Origin of the sequence: Paraburkholderia sp. RAU2J (genome assembly GCF_003634845.1) — a bacterium.
Lineage (GTDB): Bacteria > Pseudomonadota > Gammaproteobacteria > Burkholderiales > Burkholderiaceae > Paraburkholderia > Paraburkholderia fynbosensis.
Genome location: NZ_RBXG01000001.1, coordinates 3,311,723 through 3,331,081, shown reverse-complemented (window position 1 = coordinate 3,331,081; position 19,359 = coordinate 3,311,723). Strand labels below are relative to the sequence as shown.

The window sequence follows — 19,359 nt, the reverse complement described above, 5'->3', positions numbered from 1 at the left end:
GGGCCGAACTCAGGCGTTGAAAATCGAAACGGAAGTGTTGCCTGAACGCCGCATTCGATGAGTGGTTGGGAGGGCGCCGCCGCGACGCCGCCTCATCCATGATTCGCCGGACTCTTGACCGGCGGCGGGCGCCGCAGTGCGCGGCGCACCATGCCGATCAGCATGCCGATCAGCAGCAGCACGACCGCCGGCACGACCCAGTACCCGACGAACGCATGCCACAGATACCCGATCAGCGTCGTGCGGCGCACGCTGTACTCGTTGCGCGCGTCCTGCTGGCGCGGCGCATTGGCGGCCAGCACGTCGGCGGGACAGCCGGCGGCCTTGGCCTCGTCGGGCTTGCCGCGGCAGCGCGCGGCCGCGCCGGCCGCGCGTTGTGCCGCGGTGAAATTCCAGGTGGTCAGCGCGCGGTCGAGGTCGACGGCGTTATACGCCATTTCCTCGCGGATCTCGCTGACCGCGACGATCGCCACGGGCACGGCCCAGAAAACGATGACGAGCAGCCACCGCCTCAACCAGCGGTTTTTATGCTTCGATACCATCCTTGCCTCCAATCGATGCTCAGCAGCACCAACGACAAGATGGCGGCCCGTCTAATGTTTGTATATGGGGGTGGGCCGTCTCCGCAGCCATCATAGAAGAAAACGGCGGGTTCAGGCGGTCGGACTGAGAAGGGGGTGAGAGGCGAGGGAAGCGGGAGGAAGCGGGAGGCCGCGCGAGACGTCGAAGCGGATGTCGGCGCGGCCGTGTTCAAGCAATCAGCGCCCGGTCATCATGCTCGTTGCATGGCGCCGATGCGCTGCATTTCGGTCGTACTCAGTTAGCCGGCGTGGACGACAGGCAGGTCTTCATGAAGGCCTTGCGCTCGTCGCCTTTCTTGCCAGTGGCTTGCGTGTTGCACACCTTCATCTTTTCCTGCTGGGTCATCGGCGCGGCCGCCGGCTTCGCGGACAGGCAGGTTTTCATGAACGCCTTGCGGTCGTCGCCTTTCTTGTCGCCGGCCTGCTTGTTACAGTCGGCCATCTTGGTTTGCTGGCTGTTCTGCGCGAACACCGGCGAAACGAGAACCGCGCCCAGCACCAGCGTAGCGATAGCGGATTGGATTTTCATGTGACACTCCATCGGTGGTGAAAACGTTTTTGGTCGTTCATGCGCGTGGGCGTCAACGGCATCCAGCGCCCCCCCGGCACGTCCATTATGGCAAATGCTGTCTGCCTGAACGGACAAAAGCGCATTCCGGTTGACAGGTGCTCACGCTCGTTTTCCCTGACGCGACGGGGGCCGCGCTGCCCGTCGCCGTTTGAAACGGGCGAATGAGGCCCGCGTGGAAATATGTTATGCAATCCAGATCAATTAATTGAGCTTATTTCACGGAATCGACTTATCCACTATTTGGACCATTGATGGAAAGGTTGAAATGTATTCAGCATTGCTGCGAATGCAAATGAATAGTAAATCGGCATAAAATTCTGAGGTGAATCAGATGAGTGATGTTGAGGCCAACGCGCTGCGGTTCACCATCTCTAGCCAGCCATAGGAGGGCTCGCCATGCACTATCTGCTGATGTACGACTTCGTTTCCGACTACCTGGAACGGCGTCCGGCGTATCGGGACGAGCATCTGAAACTCGCGTGGGCGGCGTCGGAGCGCGGCGAACTGCTGCTTGCCGGCGCGCTAGCCGACCCCACGGACGGCGCGGTGCTGCTCTTCGAAAGCGACTCTTCCGCTACCGCCGAAGCCTTTGCCAGAAAGGATCCGTATGTGCTCGCCGGACTCGTGACGCGTTGGCGCGTGCGCGAGTGGACGACGGTGGTCGGTGAGAACGCCGCCAAACCGACTCGTTAGAAGCGGGTCAACAGGCCTCGTCGAGATGCCGTGTCACGAGAAAGAGAGCGCATGCGCAGGCACGGCGTGCGCCCATCGCAACCCATCATTTTGCGTCATGCATAGACGCAGTCAGCGCGACCGTCCCGTTGCGCGCCGGCCATTCGCGCACTGTCATAACGCATTGAAATGCGCTTCAAAATCACGTGTAGGGTTGGTAAATCTTATTCGACCGGTATGCGCGTTGTTGTGCCGTGCAATACGACGCTTCGCTGTCAGATTCTGTCTACACTTGTGTGACGGCAATGGGTGCAAAGGCGCAGTGAAAAGGACAAGATTGTTTCTATCCGTAACACTTGTCTCAGCTGTACTCACGCAAACCCTGGGATGGTATGCTTCGTGCACAAATTCTCCCATGCACGAGTGAGACCACGTTCTGTGCTTCGCAATAGGGACAAACCGCACTAAGTCAGGGCGGTATTGACCAGCCAACTGAACGTACCAAACATATTTGTGCAACCGAGGGCCGCACACGGATCGTGAAAGCTGAATCCGTGGCAGGTCCAACGCCGCGGCCAGGCCAGGCCGCGTGGAGAAAATCCAATGTTTTTCGATGAGCTAAGCAATGACGAATGGGCGCTGCTGGCAGCGCTTGTCTCCGATGAGCCGGCCGTTCGTCTGAACCGACGCGGCCGGCCCCGCGCCGAACCGCGTATCGTGGCGAATGCCGTCCTGTGGATTCTGACTACCGGCGAGCCCTGGTCGAAACTGCCGGGCCGCTATCCGTCGGGTCCCACGTGCCGTCGCCGGTTTGAGGAATGGCAACTGAACGGCACGTTGCTCGAGATGGTCCGGTTGTTGTCGCAGACCGGGCGCACTTTCGCGTACGTCCCCCAGCCGGCGCCGCCCGTCGCGGCCAAACCCGCAGCGCCGGTCGCGGAAACACCCAGCATGCGCGACGAGAGTCTGCGTGGCGTGTCCTGGAAGAGTCCCGAGTCGTGGCAGGCGCCGGGCGTGTCGAGCACGCTCGCCAACTGGCGCTCGGCTGATCCGATCGCCGATATGACGCGGCAATTGTCCGGCTTGGCGACAGCGACGCCGGTGGCGCGCGCGCCGGCAAGCTCTGCAACGTCCGCCATGCGTGCCGCTGTGTCTGCCGATTTCGGCGAAGCGGGTGCGGTCGGCACCGCGATGGGCCAGTTGAATTCGGCGATCGCGTCGGCACGTCACGCGCATGCGCCGGACGATCAGCGCAGCCCGTTGTCACTGAGTCTCGCGCCACGCGGCATGCAGATCGCCGGCCCGCACGGCTATCTGATCTACGTCGTGGCGGAGCAGGTGCCGAATGAGATGTATCGCGCGTGGGCGGAAATCATGAAGGACGGCAAGCGCGTCGAGCGCTCCGGCCTCGTCGGCCCGCGCTTCGCCGATGCGCACGAGGCCGAGCAGTACGCGCTCGACTGGGCGCAGCAGTGGATCGACCGGGAACGCGCGACGCAGGCCGCGGCCGAATCCGCGAGCGCGGCTCATGCGCCCTCGGCCTATGCGCCTAGACAAACGGCACGTCCGTTGCCCGCCTTGCGTCACGTGCCGGAGCCGGTCGCGGTGAATCATGGCGCGCCGCTGCACGGTCCGCTCAATGCATTCCGTGGACCATTGCGCCGTTATCCCGGTGAAGCGCCGGTCGCAGCCCCGCTATCGGACGGCAATAGCAGCACATCAGATCGCGCATCGGATCGCTTTTCGTCGACGTATACAGAACTCATCTCCCACGCGGGATGAGCACGGCGGTTAGCTAGTTCAGCAGCACCCCGCGGCAGTCAGGAGCAACCGCCGCAGGTTCCCGCTTCATTCGTGGTGATTCAACCGTGTTGCCTGATCACTGGCGTCCATACGTGTCGTCGAAACGCACGATGTCGTCTTCGCCGAGATACGAACCCGACTGCACCTCGATCATTTCGAGCGGCATCTTGCCCGGGTTCTCGAGGCGGTGCGTGACGCCCAGCGGGATATAGGCCGATTCGTTTTCGGAGACGATAAAGCGCTCTTCACCGCGCGTGACGAGCGCCGTGCCGCGCACGACGATCCAATGTTCGGCGCGGTGATGATGCATTTGCAGCGAAAGGCGCGCACCGGGTTTCACGACGATGCGTTTGACCTGGAAGCGCTCGCCGGTATCGACGGAATCGTAGTTGCCCCACGGGCGATGCACCTTGCGATGGTTGGACGCTTCCAGCCCGCCTTCTTCGCGAATCCGGCCGACGATCTTCTTCACGTCCTGCACGCGCGACTTGTCGGCGACGAGAATCGCGTCGGCCGTTTCGACCACCACGAGGTCCTGCGTGCCGACGCAGGCAATCAGTCGTCCTTCGGAATGCGCGAAAGTCGACGATGCGCCTTCGAACATCACGCGGCCGCGGCTCACGTTGCGCTCGGCGTCTTTCTCCGAGATGTCCCAGATCGCGTCCCACGACCCCACGTCCGACCAGCCCGCCTGCAGCGGCACGACCACACCGGTGGCGACGCTCTGATCGGCGCCAAGCTTTTCCATTACCGCGTAGTCGATCGAATTCGACGGCGAAGCGCTGAACGCGTCGCGCTGCAGACGGAAAAAGTCGCCGTCCGCTTTGCCGCCCGCGAACGCGGCTGCGCACGCCTCGTAAATGGCCGGCTGGAAATGGCGAATCGCCTTCAGCCAGGTCGACGCGCGCATGATGAAGATGCCGCTGTTCCACCAGTACTCGCGCGATTCGACGTAGCGCTGGGCGAGTTCCAGATGCGGCTTCTCGACGAAGCGGTCGAGCTGATGCGCGGCGATCTTGCTGGATGCTTCGTCGTCCGTAGCATTTGCCTGCGCGCCGAGTGCCGCGCCGATGCGAATGTACCCATAGCCGGTTTCCGCGCGCGTCGGCACAATGCCCATCGTCACGATGTGCCCGGCCGCCGCGTGCTGCACGCCGGCGGCCACCGCCGCATGAAAGCCGTCGCTGTCGGTAACGGCGTGGTCGGCGGGCATCACGACCATGATGCCGTCGTTGTCCTGCGCGGCGATCGATAGCGCGGCCACCGTCAGCGCGGGCGCGGTATCGCGGCCCGCGGGTTCGAGAATCAGCCGGGTCGGCTTGCCGCTCGTGCGCAGTTGCTCGGCGGTGGTGAAGCGCTGCTCTTCATTGGCCACCACGACCAGCTGCTCGGTGAGCGGGTAGCCGGATTCGAGTCCGTCGAGACGACGGGTGGTGGATTGCAGCAGCGAGTCTTCGCCAATCAGTCCGATCAGCTGTTTCGGATGCTGTTCGCGCGACATCGGCCACAACCGCGTGCCGGAGCCGCCCGCGAGAATCACGGGGTGAACCTTGAATTTGACGTTCAGGGGCATAGCTTGCGTGGACCGGGTGTCGGCGGGTGTCGCCGTGACCGGAGCTGTCATGATGGACTCCTCGAGGCTGGGTGAATGCGACAAGTTTTATCATGAAGTCTCGAATCAATAAAAGCGCGTTAAATGAAAACTATATAAAAGCGCGCAATGAAAATATCCATTTCATGTAGAAAAAATGTCCGTCGGATTTATAAAAAAGAAAAATTACCCGAAAAAAATCATCGGCCATTTTTTTACCGCACATTCCGCGTCAGAATGACGGCAGCAGATCGGACGTAAGCTTCGTAGGGAATCGCAGGGCGCCGGCAGATTTGCATTACAGATAGGCTTGGTGGGTGCCCTCAAACTGCAGAAAGTGCCTCAATCCGGTAACAATTGCCGAACAAAAGTCAGAAAAAATATCGAAACTTTGACCGATACAATTTGAGATATTTTGCGGTCTTGCAGTACGAATTTTAATACCGCTTTATCTATACCTGTAGAAGGGTATTCACTCATTCCGACAAGAATTTTCCGATCCGGCCATTCAGGCAATTTTCAGGTTCGGGAAATGGAAGGGCAATCGCACCGGTTCAACCAGTTTCGCGTCGCGCAGGTTTATTGCGGGACGCGCTCGACGGCGTGGTGTGCCCGTTTGGCGGACGGGGTGGCGACGGATTCAACCAACCAACGGATGGCACTTGACTGACGAACTGAGGGGCAGCGCATGCTGAGCGTTCTATCGAGAATCATCGACATCGCCATGGTCGCGCTCGGCGCCGCCATCGCGGCGGCCGTGCACAGCGGGAAGTTCGTGTGGCTGGACGATATGCAAAGCGTGTCGCTCGCGTTCGGCTGCCTGCTGGTGGTGGTGTTTTTCCCGGCGCTCGGCATCTATCAATCGTGGCGCGGCAAGCCGCTCTACGACCTGCTGTCGCGCGTGGCGGGCGGCTGGGTGATGGTGGAGATCACGGGCGTGCTGATCAGCTTCAGCCTGCACCGCTCGGACAGCCTGTCGCGGCTGTGGCTCGTGTATTGGGCGGCGGCCACCATCGTGCTGCTGATCGTCACCAAGGTGATCGTCTATTCGATCCTGCGCGGACTGCGCCGCGAAGGCTTCAATCAGCGCGCGGTGGCGATCGTCGGCGGGGCGCCGTATGGGCGCTTCCTGATCGAGCAGATGCGCAGCCGCCCGGAGGCGGGCTTCAGTCCGGTCGTGATGTTCGACGAGGACGGTACCATCAATCACTACGAAGACCCGGACGCGGGCGACGTGATCGAAGGCGTGCCGGTCGAGCGCGACTATCAGCGGATGATCGAGCTGGTGCGCCAGCGTGCGATCCGCGAGTTGTGGCTGGCGCTGCCGATCTCGAAGGAAAAGGCGATCCATCGCTTCGTGATGGACCTGCGCAACGACTTCGTGAACATCCGTTTCATTCCGGACGTGGGCAGTCTCACGCTGTTCAATCAGCCGATGGTCGAGCTGCTCGGCGTGCCGGCGATCAACCTGGCCGCCTCGCCGATCACCGATTTGCGCGTGCTGCCCAAGCGGGTGTTCGACCGCCTGTTCGCACTCGCCGCGTTGACCGCGCTGTCGCCGCTGATGCTGGTGATCGCGGCCATGGTGAAGCTGAGTTCGCCCGGTCCGGTGTTCTTCCGCCAGAAGCGCAAGGGCATCGACGGCAATCAGTTCGAGATCTACAAATTCCGTTCGATGAAGCAGCACAAGGAAGAGGCCGGCAAGATCACCCAGGCCACGCGCCGCGACCCGCGCATCACGGCGGTCGGCGCGTTCCTGCGGCGCACCAGTCTCGACGAACTGCCGCAGTTCATCAACGTGCTGCGCGGCGAGATGTCGGTGGTCGGCCCGCGCCCGCATGCGCTCGAACACGATGACATCTACAAGGATCTGGTGAAGGGCTACATGCACCGCTACCGGATCAAGCCCGGTATCACCGGATGGGCGCAGATCAACGGCTATCGCGGCGAAACCGACCGCATCGAAAAGATGATGGGCCGCGTCAAGCTCGATCTGTACTACATGCAGCACTGGACCTTCTGGCTCGACATCAAGATCGTCGTGCTGACGCTGTGGAAGGGCTTCGTGGGCAACAACGCTTATTGAATCCCGCGATCGAGTGCCGGTCATGCAACGCGACGCGCCGCACGACCGCACGCCTGAATCAACTCCACCGAATCAACTCCTTTTCTCGAGGTGCAACACATGAACCTGACGATCATCGGTAGTGGCTACGTAGGCCTCGTGACGGGCGCATGTCTGGCCGACATCGGCCACGACGTGTTCTGTCTCGACGTCGATCAGCGCAAGATCGACGTGCTCAACAACGGCGGCGTGCCGATCCACGAACCGGGTCTGCAGGAAATCATCGCGCGCAATCGCAAGGCCGGACGCCTGAAGTTCTCGACCGACGTCGAGGCCGCGGTCGCGCACGGCGACATCCAGTTCATCGCGGTCGGCACGCCCTCCGACGAGGACGGTTCCGCCGACCTGCAATACGTGCTCGCCGCCGCGCGCAATATCGGCCGGCATATGACGGGCTTCAAGGTGATCGTCGACAAATCGACGGTGCCGGTGGGCACGGCCTCGCGCGTGCGTGAGGTGGTCGCGGCCGAACTGGCCGCGCGCGACGCCACGCACATGTTCTCGGTGGTGTCGAATCCGGAGTTCCTGAAAGAGGGCGCGGCGGTCGACGATTTCACGCGGCCCGATCGCATCGTGCTCGGCTGCGACGAGGACGTGCCCGGCGAAAAAGCGCGCGAACTGATGAAGCGCCTCTACGCGCCGTTCAACCGCAACCGCGAGCGCACGCTGTACATGGACGTGCGCTCGGCCGAATTCACCAAGTACGCGGCCAACGCGATGCTCGCCACGCGCATCTCGTACATGAACGAACTGGCCAATCTGGCCGACCGCGTCGGCGCGGATATCGAAGCGGTGCGCCGTGGCATCGGCTCCGATCCGCGCATCGGCTACGACTTCCTGTATGCCGGTTGCGGCTACGGCGGCTCGTGCTTCCCGAAGGACGTGCAGGCGCTGATCCGCACGGCCGCAGACCACCAAGCGAACCTGCGCATTCTCGAAGCGGTGGAAGCGGTCAACGACACGCAGAAGCGCATCCTCGCGCATAAGATCGTCGCGCGTCTGGGCGAGGACCTGTCGGACCGCACGTTCGGCGTGTGGGGCCTCGCGTTCAAGCCGAACACCGACGACATGCGCGAAGCGCCGAGCCGAGCGCTGATCGCCGAGCTGCTGCGCCGCGGCGCGCAGGTGAAGGCTTACGACCCGGTCGCGATCGACGAATCGAAGCGCGTGTTCGCGCTCGATCTGAAGGACGTGCCGCAGCAGCATGCGCGCCTCACGTTCGTGAAGGAAGAAATGGAAGCGGCCGAGGGCGTCGACGCGCTGGTGATCCTCACCGAATGGAAGGTCTTCAAGAGCCCGGACTTCGACGCGCTCAAGGAGATGCTGAAGATGCCGCTGATTTTCGACGGCCGCAATCTCTACGAGCCGGATGCACTGCTCGAACTCGGCATCGAGTATCACGCGATCGGCCGGCAGCACGCGCTGCGCAATGCGCCGGCGCGGGTCGGCGCGAACGGCCTGGCAGGCGCGCACGCGGACGTCGATACACGAGCGGTGAATGCCACCGCCGCGAGCCTCTAGGCCGCCTGGCCACCCGCTCACCACGCGCCTCGTCAAGGAGCCTGCCATGTTCGCCAACGTTCTGATCGTTTGCCACGCCAACGTCTGCCGTTCGCCCGCCGCCGAAATGCTGTTCAAGGCGAAGCAGCGGGCGGCGTCGGAAGCAGGGCGCGACGCCGCGCCGATCGCGTTTCATTCGGCGGGCCTGCGCGCGATGAACGGCCACGCGATGGACCCGGTCATGCAACGCCTGCTCGCCGAGCAGGGCGTTGCCTCCGGCATCCATTACTCGCGCCGTCTGGACCGCACGCTCGTGCGAGCCGCGGATCTGGTGCTGGTCACCGAGCGCGCGCAGGTGAGCGACGTCGAAGCGCTCGATCCGGCTTCGCGCGGCAAGGTCTATCCGCTCGGCAAATGGGAAGACGATTCCGACGTCGCCGATCCGCACGGCGGCGAGGAAACCGCTTACAGGGAGAGTCTCGTGCTCATCGAACATCTGGTCATGGGATGGCTGAAAAAAATATGCTGATGCAAAAACTCACTGCAAACTCATTCGCAAACCTCAAGGCCGGCTTCAGTACGAAGTTCGCCGCGACACTTTTGCTGACGTCTTTTCTGTCGGCCTGCGCTACCGCACCGGGCAATTATCTCGACACGTCGCGCCTGAAAGAGGACGACCAGAATCGGCCCACCGAAACCTATCCGGTCCATCTGATCGACGGCAATCTGATCGCCGCACAGGCGCAGGCGGCCGCTTCGCAAACCCAGGTGCTGCCGACCTCGACCCTGAGCGATCCGTCGCAGTACGTGTACCGTCTTTCGCCGCAGGACATTCTCGGCATCACCGTGTGGGATCACCCTGAATTGACCACGCCGCAGGGCAGCACGCTGTCCTCGGGCGGCAACACCACGCAGTCGATCGCCGGTGCGTTGCAGCAGCCCTATACGGCTGCGCTGCCGGGCCAGGCCGATCCGTACGGCCAGACCATCGCCGCCGACGGCACGATCTTTTTCCCGTTCGTCGGCCGCATCAAGGCCGCGGGCAAAACGACCGGCGAGTTGCGCGAGCAGCTCGCGAGCGGCCTCGTGCGCTATATCCGCAATCCGCAGGTCGACGTGCGCGTGCTGTCGTATCGCGGCCAGAAAGTCCAGGTGACCGGCGAAGTGAAGACACCGGGGCCGCTCGCCATTAGCGACGTGCCGCTCACGCTGGTCGACGCGATCACGCGCTCGGGCGGCACGAACTCCGACGCCGACATCCAGCGCGTGCGCCTCACGCGCAACAACAGGCTTTACACGCTCGATGCCGACCGCATGCTCGATCGCGGCGACACCACGCAGAACGTGATGCTGCAAAACGGCGACGTGATCAACGTGCCGGACCGCACCGACAGCCGCATCTTCGTGATGGGCGAAGTGAAGACGCCGATCCAGGTGCCGATCGTGCGCGGCCGCATGACGATCGCCGATGCGCTGACGCAGGGCGGCGGCATCCTGAACACCGACGCCAATCCGCGCCAGATCTTCGTGATGCGCGGCATGAAGGACCATCCGACCACGCCGGAGGTGTTCCGCCTCGACATGACGCAGCCGGACTCGATCATGCTGTCCTCGCAGTTCCAGTTGCAGCCGCTCGATGTCGTGTATGTGGGCACCGCCGCTTCGACCACCTTCAACCGTGTGTTGCAGCAGGTCCTGCCGAGCGTGCAGACGCTGTTCTATCTGAAGCAGTTGACGCGCTGAACCTCTGAGCCGTAGACAGGCCCGCGCCGCGCCGCTCTCTTCAGGGGCGCGGCGCGGGACCGAAGCAAAAACGCCGAAGCAACCGATACGGGATCGAATTGTGAGCAATCAAATCTCTCCACACATGGCCGGTCCGATCAAGACCGAAGAAGAGGACATCGTCCTCGGGCAACTGGTGCAGGTGATCATCGACGACATCTGGTGGCTGCTTGCAATCGCCGGCGTGATCATTGCGATGGCCGTCGCGTACTGCTACCTCGCGAAGCCGATCTATTCGGCCGATGCGCACGTGCGCGTCGAGCAGTCCGACAACACGTCGCAGGCGCTCACGCAGACGCAGACCGGCGCGGCGATCACGAGCGGCTCGACCTCGCTGCCGACCGACGCCGAAATCGAAATCATCAAGAGCCGCGGCGTGGTCGGCCCGGTGGTGCAGCAGTTGAAGCTGAACTTCAGCGTCACGCCGAAGACGGTGCCGCTGCTCGGCAGCATCGCCGCGCGCCTCGCCACGCCAGGCCATCCGGCGCGCCCGTGGCTGGGGCTGACATCGTACGCATGGGGCGGCGAATCCCTCGACCTCGATTCGATCGACGTGACGCCCGCGCTCGAAGGCCAGAAGCTGAACCTGCGCGTGATCGACGCGCAGCACTACGAGCTGTTCGCACCCAACGGCGCGCTGCTGCTGCGCGGCCAGGTCGGGCAACAGGCGCAGGGCGGCGGCGTGACGATGCTCGTGAACAGTCTGGTCGCGCGTCCGGGCGAGGAATTCACGGTGGTGCGCGCCAACGACCTCGACGCGATCACCGCGTTCCAGTCGGCCATCAGCGTGCAGGAGCAGGGCAAGCAGACCGGCGTGATCCAGATCTCGCTGGAAGACAAGAGCCCCGAACACGCGGCGCTGGTCGCCAACGCGCTCGCGCAGTCGTACGTGCGCCAGCACGTGTCGAACAAGCAGGAAGACGCGATCCGCATGCTCGACTTCCTGCAGAGCGAGGAGCCGCGTCTGAAGTCCGATCTGGAGCGCGCCGAAGCGGCATTGACCGCGTATCAGCGCCAGTCCGGCTCGATCAACGCGAGCGACGAGGCCAAGGTGTACCTCGAAGGCAGCGTGCAGTACGAACAGCAGATCGCCGGCCTGCGTCTGCAGATGGCGCAGCTGAACGAGCGTTACGGCGACGACCACCCGTTGCTCAAGGCCGCGCGCGAACAGATGGCCGAGTTGCAGGCGCAGCGCGCCAAGTACGCGGACCGTTTCCGCGATCTGCCGGCCACCGAAGTGAAGGCGGTGCAGTTGCAGCGCGATGCGAAGGTCGCCGAAGACATCTACGTGCTGCTGCTCAACCGCGTGCAGGAGTTGTCGGTGCAGAAGGCCGGCACGGGCGGCAACGTGCATATCGTCGACGCCGCGCTGCGTCCGGGTGCACCGGTCAAGCCGAAGAAGATGCTGATCCTGTCGGCGGCGGTGATTCTCGGGCTGATCGCGGGCACCGGTTTCGTGTTCCTGCGCCGCAATATGTTCAAGGGCATCGACGACCCGGATCACATCGAGCGTGCGTTCCATCTGCCGGTGTTCGGGCTCGTGCCGCAAAGCGCCGAGCAGGCGCAACTCGAAAGCGCGTTCCAGCGCGGCGGCGAACGTCTGCGCTCGGTGCTGGCGAACGCGCGTCCCAAGGACGTGACGATAGAAAGCCTGCGCAGCCTGCGCACCTCGATGCAGTTCACGATGATGGACGCACGCAACCGTATCGTCATGCTGACCGGTCCGATGGCCGGTGTCGGCAAGAGCTTCCTGACGGTCAACCTCGCGGTGCTGCTCGCGCACTCGGGCAAGCGCGTACTGCTGATCGACGGCGACATGCGGCGCGGCGTGCTCGAACGCTGCCTGGGCGGGCCGCCGGATAACGGCCTGTCCGAATTGCTGAGCGGCCAGATCTCACTCGAAGAAGCGATCCGCAGTTCGAACGTGGAGAACCTGAGCTTCATCGCGTGCGGCCGCCGTCCGCCCAATCCGTCGGAGCTGCTGATGTCGCCGCGTCTGCCGCAATACCTCGACGGGCTCGCCAAGCGCTACGACGTGATCCTGATCGACACGCCGCCCGTGCTGGCCGTGACCGATGCGTCGATCATCGGCGCGTATGCCGGCTCGACCTTCTTCGTGATGCGCTCGGGCATGCACAGCGAAGGCGAGATCGCCGACGCGTTGAAGCGCCTGCGGGCCGCTGGCGTGCACGTGCAGGGTGGCATTTTCAACGGTATGCCGGCGCGCTCGCGCGGCGGCTACGACCGCAGCTATGCCGCGGTTCAGGAATATCTGAGCACCTGAGCGCAGCCTGCGCTGCGCCCGTTCAGTCTCCAGCGCAACGAAGATAAAAAGGACATGACGATGAAAGTGACGGTACTGGTTCCGACATACCGCCGCCCGGCCGATCTGGCGCGCTGCCTCGCGGCGCTGCAACGGCAGTCGCGCGCGCCCGACGAAGTGGTCGTGGTGGCGCGCGCCGACGACGACCCGACACATACGTGTCTGCGCGATCCGGCGGTGCCGGGCAAGCTGCCGCTCGTGATCGCGCCGGTCGAAGTGCCGGGCCAGGTCGCGGCGCTCAATCGCGGCCTCGACGCCGCGAGCGGCGACGTGATCGCGATCACCGACGACGACGCCGCGCCGCACGTCGACTGGGTCGCACGGATCGCGGCCGCGTTCGAGAGCGACGCGCGTCTCGGCGCGCTCGGCGGGCGTGACTGGGTGCACGAGAAAGGCCGCGTGCTCGACGGCGAGCGGCAACTGGTGGGCAAGGTCACCGCGCACGGCAAGATCATCGGCAATCATCATCTCGGGGTCGGCGGCGCTCGCGAAGTCGACATCCTGAAGGGCGCCAACATGAGCTACCGGCGCGACGCGGTGCGCACGATCCGCTTCGACGCACGCCTGCGCGGCGCGGGCGCGCAGGTTCACAACGACATGGCGTTCAGCCTCGCGGTGAGAAATGCCGGCTGGAAGCTGATGTACGACCCGCGCGTGGCGGTCGATCACTTTCCCGCCGAACGTTTCGACGAAGACCGCCGCGACGCGCAAACCATGACGGCGTTGCGCAACGCCGCGTTCAACTTCCATCTGATCCTGCGTGACCAGTTGCCGCCGCTGCGCCGCGAGACTGCGTGGTGGTGGTGGACGCTGGTCGGCACGCGGGTCTATCCGGGACTCACGCATGCGGCGCTCGCGCTGGTGTCGAAGCAGGCGGGGCTGAAGCTCTCGCGCTGGCGCGCGGTGCGGACGGGCGCGCACGAGGCGCGCCGGGCGCTCTCGTGAGCGACCTCGCAAGGGCCACCGCGTCCACTATGTTCGCGCATCGGCGCCTGACCACCGTCAGGGCCGCCGATGCCTCTTTCCACCGGCAGAGCGGAGTGTCTGCATGAGTACGAAAGTTCACGTTCATCTGTTTTACGGCGCGGACCCGCGTTTTTACCGGCCGGGCGACAATATCGGCTGCCTGTACGGCTATCACCACGCGGAGTCCGACGAGTTCAGGCTGACCTATTCGCAGGACGCGCGCGAAGGCAAGCCGGTGCGCCTCGCGCGCCGCGCGCTGAAGGCGCTGCTGGGCTTCGACTTCATCCACACGTGGCGCAACCGCGCCGAGATGCTGCGCTCCGACGTGATCTGGACGCACACCGAGCAGGAATGGCTGTCGGCCGCGCTGATGCTGCTGCTGAGCGGACGCAAAGCGGGCCCCGCCGCATCGCCGCTGCTGCTCGCGCAAAGCGTGTGGCTGCTCGACAAGTGGCCCTCGTACGGGATTTTTCGTAGCTGGCTGTATCGCAAGCTCATGAGCCGCGCCGATCAGTTGACCACGCTCGCGAGCGAAAACGCCGAGCTGTGTCAGCGCTATTTCGGCCGCGACGCGCGGCCGCTGCTGTACGGCCTGAACACGCACGACTTTCCGGTCAGCGCGCCCGCGCAATGGACGCCGCATACGCCGCTGCGCATCGCCGCGATCGGCAACGATCGCGACCGCGACTGGGAGACGCTCATCAAGGCGTTCGGCAACGACTCGCGCTACACCGTGAAGCTCGCGACGCGGCGGCGAATTCCCGCGTCGCTGCGCGCACCGAATGTCGAGATCGCGCTGTTCTCGGGTATCAGGAAGCAGCACGAACTATATGACTGGGCCGACGTGATCGTCGTGCCGCTGCGGCCGAATTCGCACGCGTCGGGTATCACCGTGATGCTGGAAGCGGCGGCGGTCGGCAAGCCGATGGTGGTGACGAACGTCGGCGCGCTGCAGGATTATTTTCCGGCGGATGAAGCGGCCTACATCCCGCCGTTCGATCCGCAGGCACTGCGCGACGCGGTGGACCAGTTCGTCGCGTCGCCAGCCGTGGCGTTGCGCCAGGCGCAGGCGGCGGCTGCCGGTTTGCTGTCGCGCGATCTGACGACGCAACACTATGCGATGCAGCACGTGCGAATCACGCGCGACATGCTGCGCGCGCGTGCGCAGGGTCAGACGCAAACACAAACGCAAACACAAACACAAACGCAGGCACAGGCACACGCGCAAGGGCACATGCAAGCCACCCAGGCCCACGCACCGCAGCAGACACAACCCGCCCGCGCTGCCGCGCGCGAATCACGCGGAGGCCTCTGAACGATGTCGACGATCGCGCGAGCCCACGCCACCGACGCCGCCCCAAAAGGGACGGCCCGGCTGCTGTCCGGCGGCCCGCAGGAATGGCTGCCGCCGCTGTTGCTGTGGCTGATCACAGCGGTGCTGATCGTCGCGCATCAGGGCACGGTGCTCACGCTCGCGTTCCCGGTGCTCGCGATCTTCACGGGCCTGTGGCTGTACTTCAAGAGCCCGGCGCGCTACATCGGCTTCATGTGGTGGTTGTGGTTCCTGAGCCCGGAAGTGCGGCGTCTGGCCGACTGGTCCAAAGGCTCGTTCACGCCGACCAGCCTCATCCAGGTCGCGCCGCTAGCGGTCACGATGATCAGCGCGCTGTCGCTGCTGCGTTACTACAAGCTGCTCGCGCAGCGGCGCGGCCTGCCGGTGCTGCTGGTCCTCATGGGGCTCGCCTATGCGTTCATGGTCGGCGTGATGTCGAGCGGACCGCTCGCGGCCACCTACGACCTTGCCAACTGGCTGTATCCGATCCTGATCGGTTTTCACATCATGGCGCATACGCGTCAGTATCCGCAGTACCGCGACACCATCGTCAACACGTTCATCTGGGGCATGCTGGTGATGGGCGGCTACGGCCTGATCCAGTTCTTCATCATGCCGCAGTGGGACGCGCTGTGGATGCTCGGCTCGCAGATGAACTCGCAGGGCGACCCGGTGCCGATGGGCGTGCGCGTATTCAGCACGATGAATTCGTCGGGACCGTTCGCGTTCGCGATGATGGGCGCGATGGTCTTCGTGATGGCGGCCACCCACCGCGTACGCTGGATCGCCGCGGCGCTCGGCTTCTTCTCGTTCGCGCTGAGCCTCGTGCGCTCGACCTGGGGCGGCTGGGTCATCGCGCTCCTGATCCAGCTCGTCAAGTCGAACAACAAGGTGCGCTTGCGCATCGTCGCGAGCGCGGTGCTGCTGGCCGGGCTGTGCGTGCCGCTGCTGGCGGTCGGCCCGGTGGCCGAGCGGATGCAGGCGCGCCTGACCACCATCGTCAACCTGAACGACGACCAGAGCTACGCCGCGCGCAACGAGTTTTACGCGACCTTCGCGAAGACCGCGTTCACGGATGTGGCCGGCGAGGGCATGGGCGCCACCGGCACCTCGACCAAGCTGTCCAACGACGGCGGTCAGCTGGGCCAGTACGGCAACTTCGACAGCGGCGTGATGAACATTCCGTTCGTGCTCGGCTGGCCCGGCACGTTGCTCTACATGTCGGGCATCGTCTGGCTGCTCATGCGCGCGGTGCTCGCGTCGTTCAAGTTACGCGACGACAAGTTCGTGTCCGCGTGCCTGAGCCTGAGCCTCGCGACCTTCGCGATGCTGGTTTTCACCAACTCGCTGGTCGGCACTGGCGGCCTGCTGCTTTTCATGAGTGTTTTTTCGATTCTTTCCGCGGTCCATCACGACAAGATGAACCGCCGACGCACGCTATTTCTCCACGGAGGCACGGATTGAGAGTCGCCATTGTCACGCACGTAGTGCGCCATAACGACGGCCAGGGGCGCGTCAACCACGAGATCGCGCGTGCCGCCCTCGACGAGAACATCGGCGTCACGCTGGTCGCGTCGCACGTCGCCCCCGAGCTGCTCGCGCATCCGAACGTCCGCTGGGCGCCGGTGAAAATCGGCCGCTGGTGGCCCACCAATCTGCTGCGCCAGCAGGTGTTCGCGTTCAAGAGCGCGATGTGGCTGCGCGCGCACCGCCGCGAATACGACGTGCTGCACGTGAACGGCTTCATCACGTGGATGCCCGCCGACGTCAATACGTCGCACTTCGTGCATAGCGGCTGGTTCGGCAGCAAGTACTACCCGTTCGGTCTCACGAAGGGGATGTGGTCCGCGTATCAGTCGGTGTATACGCGCTGCAATGCGCTGCTGGAGCGCTGGGCCTACCGGCGCTCGAAGGTGATCACGGCGGTGTCGCAAAAGGTCGCCGACGAAATCCGCGCGATCGGGCTCACGCCACATAACCGCGTCGAGGTGATTTACAACGGCGTCGACACGCAAGGTTTCGCGGCGGCCACGGGCAATCGCGAGAAATTCGGCTTGCCGGAGGACGCATTCCTGCTGCTGTTCGTCGGCGATCTGCGCACGCCGCGCAAGAATCTCGGCACTGTGCTAGCCGCTTTGAAGCACTTGCCTGAGCACGTGCAGATCGCGGTGGCCGGCTTTTTGCCGGGCAGTCCGTACCCGGAACAGGCGAAGGCGCTCGGTATCGCGCACCGCGTGCATTTTCTCGGCCTCGTGAAGGAGATGCCGGTGCTGATGCATTCGGTCGACGCGTTCGTGTTTCCTTCGCGCTACGAAGCGATGAGCCTGTCGCTGCTCGAAGCGATGGCGGCCGGCTTGCCGGTGGTTACCGCGCGCACCGCGGGCGGCGCCGAAATCATCACGCCCGATTGCGGGATCGTGCTCGACGATCCGGACGATCCCAAGGCGCTCGCCGGCGCGGTCGCGCGTCTCGCGAATAACGACGAAGCGCGCCGCGCGATGGGCGTCGCCGCCAATCAGCTCGCCACCGGCTTCGGCTGGGCGCGCATGGCCGAGCAATATATCGCGCTGTACCGGCAGTTGGCCGGGCAGCAGGAAAACCGCCGGCGCAGCGAAGCGGAAGCGGCAGCGGTCGCGAAGACCGACGCGCTGACGCTGAACACGCTGGCCGGACAGAAGAGCGCGGAATGACGGATGCCGTAGCGGCGCGGCGCGTGTTGCGCCACGCCACGCATTCGCGGCATTCAGCGCTTCATCGACACAACTCTCAGAAGGCACAGGGGCAACAACCATGACGACGAGCTCAATCAAATCGCTGCAGATCGGGATGCACTGGTTTCCCGAACGCGCGGGCGGCCTCGACCGCATGTACTACTCGCTGGTCGGCGCACTGCCGGGCGCGGGCGTCGCGGTGCGCGGCGTGGTGGCCGGCTCGCCGAAAGTGGCGACGGACACCGGCGGCGCCATCAACGGCTTCGGCTCGGCCGCGCAATCGCTGCCGTTGCGGCTGATGGCGGCACGCCGTGCGCTGCGCCAGGAAATCAGCACTTCGCGCCCGGACGTCATCTCCTCGCACTTCGCCCTGTACACGTTTCCGGGACTCGACGTGACACGCGGCATTCCTCAGGTGTCGCATTTTCAGGGGCCGTGGGCCGACGAGAGCCACGTCGAAGGCGCCGATTCGCTCGGCCAGCGCGCGAAGCGCTATCTGGAGCAGTCGGTGTATGCGCGCTCGTCGCGGCTGATCGTGCTGTCGGAGGCGTTCGGCAAGATTCTGACCTCGCGCTACCGGATCGCGCCGGATCGCGTACGCGTGGTGCCCGGTTGCGTCGACGTCGAGCAGTTCAATCTGCCGATCACGCCGGCCGAGGCGCGCCTGAAGCTGCAATTGCCGCAGGACCGGCCGATCGTGCTGGCGGTGCGCCGCCTCGTGCGCCGCATGGGTCTCGAAGATCTGATCGACGCGGTCAAGCTGCTCAAGCGCAGCGCGCCCGACGTGCTGCTGCTGATCGCGGGCAAGGGGCGGCTCGAAGGCGAGTTGCAGGCGCGTATCAGCGAAGCGGGTCTCGAGAACAACGTGAAGCTGCTGGGCTTCGTGCCTGACCAGCATCTGGCGGCGTTGTATCGGGCGGCGAATATCAGCGTGGTGCCGACGGTCGCGCTCGAAGGCTTCGGTCTCATCACCGTCGAATCGCTCGCCTCAGGTACGCCAGTGCTGGTGACGCCGGTCGGCGGCCTGCCTGAGGCGGTGGCGGGGTTGTCGCCGAATCTGGTGCTGCCGGAGACCGGCGCGCGCGCGATTGCCGATGGCCTTGCCGGCGCGCTGAACGGCTCGTTGAAGTTGCCGGATGCGGACGCGTGCCGCCGTTATGCGCGTGAGAACTTCGATAACGCGGTGATCGCGAAGCGTGTGGCGTCGGTGTATAGCGAGGCGATTGGGGCGGCTGAGGTGCACTGAGTTGCTGGGGCGATGAGCTTGCCGCTCGTGCGCTGACGCGGCAGTCTCTCGCCCCCACTTGTGGTTCGCCGCATCACGCGCGGGCCGAAGAGCGTGGCGCAGCGCTGCTCGCTTCGTCCAGGAAGCAAAAAGACGTGCTTTACCGACGATCCTTG

General features: G+C 64.4%; 15 protein-coding genes. 12 read left to right on the top strand and 3 right to left on the bottom strand.

Annotated elements, in window-relative coordinates:
* Positions 1–92: 92 nt before the first annotated feature.
* Together B0G69_RS15150 and B0G69_RS15145 are read right to left on the bottom strand one after the other, a co-directional pair.
* The gene (locus tag B0G69_RS15150; RefSeq protein WP_121318192.1) at positions 93–542 is read right to left on the bottom strand and encodes a hypothetical protein; all 450 of its coding nucleotides are present in this window, start codon (positions 540–542) and stop codon (positions 93–95) included.
* A 274-nt stretch (positions 543–816) separates the two neighbouring features.
* Positions 817–1,110 carry a PsiF family protein gene (locus B0G69_RS15145; RefSeq protein WP_121318190.1) on the bottom strand — a complete coding sequence of 98 codons (294 nt, stop codon included), beginning with the start codon at positions 1,108–1,110 and terminating at the stop codon, positions 817–819.
* A 438-nt stretch (positions 1,111–1,548) separates the two neighbouring features.
* On the opposite strand from B0G69_RS15145, the gene B0G69_RS15140 reads away from it, so the two are divergent.
* A complete protein-coding gene (locus B0G69_RS15140; RefSeq protein ID WP_121318188.1) occupies positions 1,549–1,845 on the top strand; it encodes a YciI-like protein in 297 nt (98 codons plus the stop codon).
* 582 nt (positions 1,846–2,427) lie between these two features.
* Complete coding sequence (locus tag B0G69_RS15135; protein ID WP_121318186.1) at positions 2,428–3,606, top strand: transposase; 1,179 nt, start codon at positions 2,428–2,430, stop codon at positions 3,604–3,606.
* A 97-nt stretch (positions 3,607–3,703) separates the two neighbouring features.
* Here B0G69_RS15135 and B0G69_RS15130 read toward each other — a convergent pair whose 3' ends face one another.
* Positions 3,704–5,251, bottom strand: coding sequence for a mannose-1-phosphate guanylyltransferase/mannose-6-phosphate isomerase (locus B0G69_RS15130; RefSeq protein ID WP_121318184.1), 1,548 nt, complete (start codon positions 5,249–5,251; stop codon positions 3,704–3,706).
* A 655-nt stretch (positions 5,252–5,906) separates the two neighbouring features.
* Here B0G69_RS15130 and B0G69_RS15125 point away from each other — a divergent pair.
* The 10 genes from B0G69_RS15125 to B0G69_RS15080 all read left to right on the top strand — a co-directional run bounded on the left by B0G69_RS15125 (position 5,907) and on the right by B0G69_RS15080 (position 19,204).
* Positions 5,907–7,304, top strand: a complete 1,398-nt coding sequence (locus B0G69_RS15125; protein WP_121318182.1) for an undecaprenyl-phosphate glucose phosphotransferase — start codon at positions 5,907–5,909, stop codon at positions 7,302–7,304.
* A 99-nt stretch (positions 7,305–7,403) separates the two neighbouring features.
* Positions 7,404–8,864: a UDP-glucose/GDP-mannose dehydrogenase family protein gene (locus B0G69_RS15120; protein ID WP_121318180.1), complete on the top strand. Its 1,461-nt coding sequence runs from the start codon at positions 7,404–7,406 to the stop codon at positions 8,862–8,864.
* Between the two features lie 46 nt (positions 8,865–8,910).
* Complete coding sequence (locus B0G69_RS15115; RefSeq protein ID WP_121318178.1) at positions 8,911–9,372, top strand: low molecular weight phosphotyrosine protein phosphatase; 462 nt, start codon at positions 8,911–8,913, stop codon at positions 9,370–9,372.
* Entirely contained in the window at positions 9,366–10,586 is a 1,221-nt protein-coding gene (locus B0G69_RS15110) for a polysaccharide biosynthesis/export family protein (RefSeq protein WP_121318176.1), read from the top strand. Before B0G69_RS15115 ends, B0G69_RS15110 begins: the two co-directional genes overlap by 7 nt.
* 124 nt (positions 10,587–10,710) lie before the next feature.
* The gene (locus B0G69_RS15105) at positions 10,711–12,909 is read left to right on the top strand and encodes a polysaccharide biosynthesis tyrosine autokinase (protein ID WP_121318174.1); all 2,199 of its coding nucleotides are present in this window, start codon (positions 10,711–10,713) and stop codon (positions 12,907–12,909) included.
* A gap of 60 nt (positions 12,910–12,969) precedes the next feature.
* Positions 12,970–13,893: a glycosyltransferase gene (locus B0G69_RS15100; protein WP_121319440.1), complete on the top strand. Its 924-nt coding sequence runs from the start codon at positions 12,970–12,972 to the stop codon at positions 13,891–13,893.
* Between the two features lie 103 nt (positions 13,894–13,996).
* Entirely contained in the window at positions 13,997–15,229 is a 1,233-nt protein-coding gene (locus tag B0G69_RS15095; protein WP_121318172.1) for a glycosyltransferase, read from the top strand.
* Positions 15,230–15,232: 3 nt separating this feature from the next.
* Complete coding sequence (locus B0G69_RS15090; RefSeq protein WP_121318170.1) at positions 15,233–16,711, top strand: glucose-6-phosphate isomerase; 1,479 nt, start codon at positions 15,233–15,235, stop codon at positions 16,709–16,711.
* On the top strand, positions 16,708–17,937 hold the full coding sequence (locus B0G69_RS15085; RefSeq protein WP_121318167.1) for a glycosyltransferase family 4 protein: 1,230 nt from the start codon (positions 16,708–16,710) through the stop codon (positions 17,935–17,937). The genes B0G69_RS15090 and B0G69_RS15085 overlap by 4 nt, the downstream gene beginning before the upstream one ends.
* 100 nt (positions 17,938–18,037) lie before the next feature.
* Positions 18,038–19,204 (top strand): glycosyltransferase family 4 protein, encoded by a 1,167-nt coding sequence (locus tag B0G69_RS15080; RefSeq protein WP_121318165.1) that lies wholly within the window; start codon positions 18,038–18,040, stop codon positions 19,202–19,204.
* Positions 19,205–19,359 lie beyond the last annotated feature (155 nt).

Coding starts and splice junctions, on each gene's coding strand:
- B0G69_RS15090 (WP_121318170.1), top strand. CDS start 15,233: ATGTCGACGATCGCGCGAGCCCACGCCACCGACGCCGCCCCAAAAGGG.
- B0G69_RS15130 (WP_121318184.1), bottom strand. CDS start 5,251: ATGACAGCTCCGGTCACGGCGACACCCGCCGACACCCGGTCCACGCAA.
- B0G69_RS15145 (WP_121318190.1), bottom strand. CDS start 1,110: ATGAAAATCCAATCCGCTATCGCTACGCTGGTGCTGGGCGCGGTTCTC.
- B0G69_RS15115 (WP_121318178.1), top strand. CDS start 8,911: ATGTTCGCCAACGTTCTGATCGTTTGCCACGCCAACGTCTGCCGTTCG.
- B0G69_RS15140 (WP_121318188.1), top strand. CDS start 1,549: ATGCACTATCTGCTGATGTACGACTTCGTTTCCGACTACCTGGAACGG.
- B0G69_RS15095 (WP_121318172.1), top strand. CDS start 13,997: ATGAGTACGAAAGTTCACGTTCATCTGTTTTACGGCGCGGACCCGCGT.
- B0G69_RS15120 (WP_121318180.1), top strand. CDS start 7,404: ATGAACCTGACGATCATCGGTAGTGGCTACGTAGGCCTCGTGACGGGC.
- B0G69_RS15150 (WP_121318192.1), bottom strand. CDS start 542: ATGGTATCGAAGCATAAAAACCGCTGGTTGAGGCGGTGGCTGCTCGTC.
- B0G69_RS15105 (WP_121318174.1), top strand. CDS start 10,711: ATGGCCGGTCCGATCAAGACCGAAGAAGAGGACATCGTCCTCGGGCAA.
- B0G69_RS15080 (WP_121318165.1), top strand. CDS start 18,038: ATGACGACGAGCTCAATCAAATCGCTGCAGATCGGGATGCACTGGTTT.
- B0G69_RS15135 (WP_121318186.1), top strand. CDS start 2,428: ATGTTTTTCGATGAGCTAAGCAATGACGAATGGGCGCTGCTGGCAGCG.
- B0G69_RS15100 (WP_121319440.1), top strand. CDS start 12,970: ATGAAAGTGACGGTACTGGTTCCGACATACCGCCGCCCGGCCGATCTG.
- B0G69_RS15125 (WP_121318182.1), top strand. CDS start 5,907: ATGCTGAGCGTTCTATCGAGAATCATCGACATCGCCATGGTCGCGCTC.
- B0G69_RS15110 (WP_121318176.1), top strand. CDS start 9,366: ATGCTGATGCAAAAACTCACTGCAAACTCATTCGCAAACCTCAAGGCC.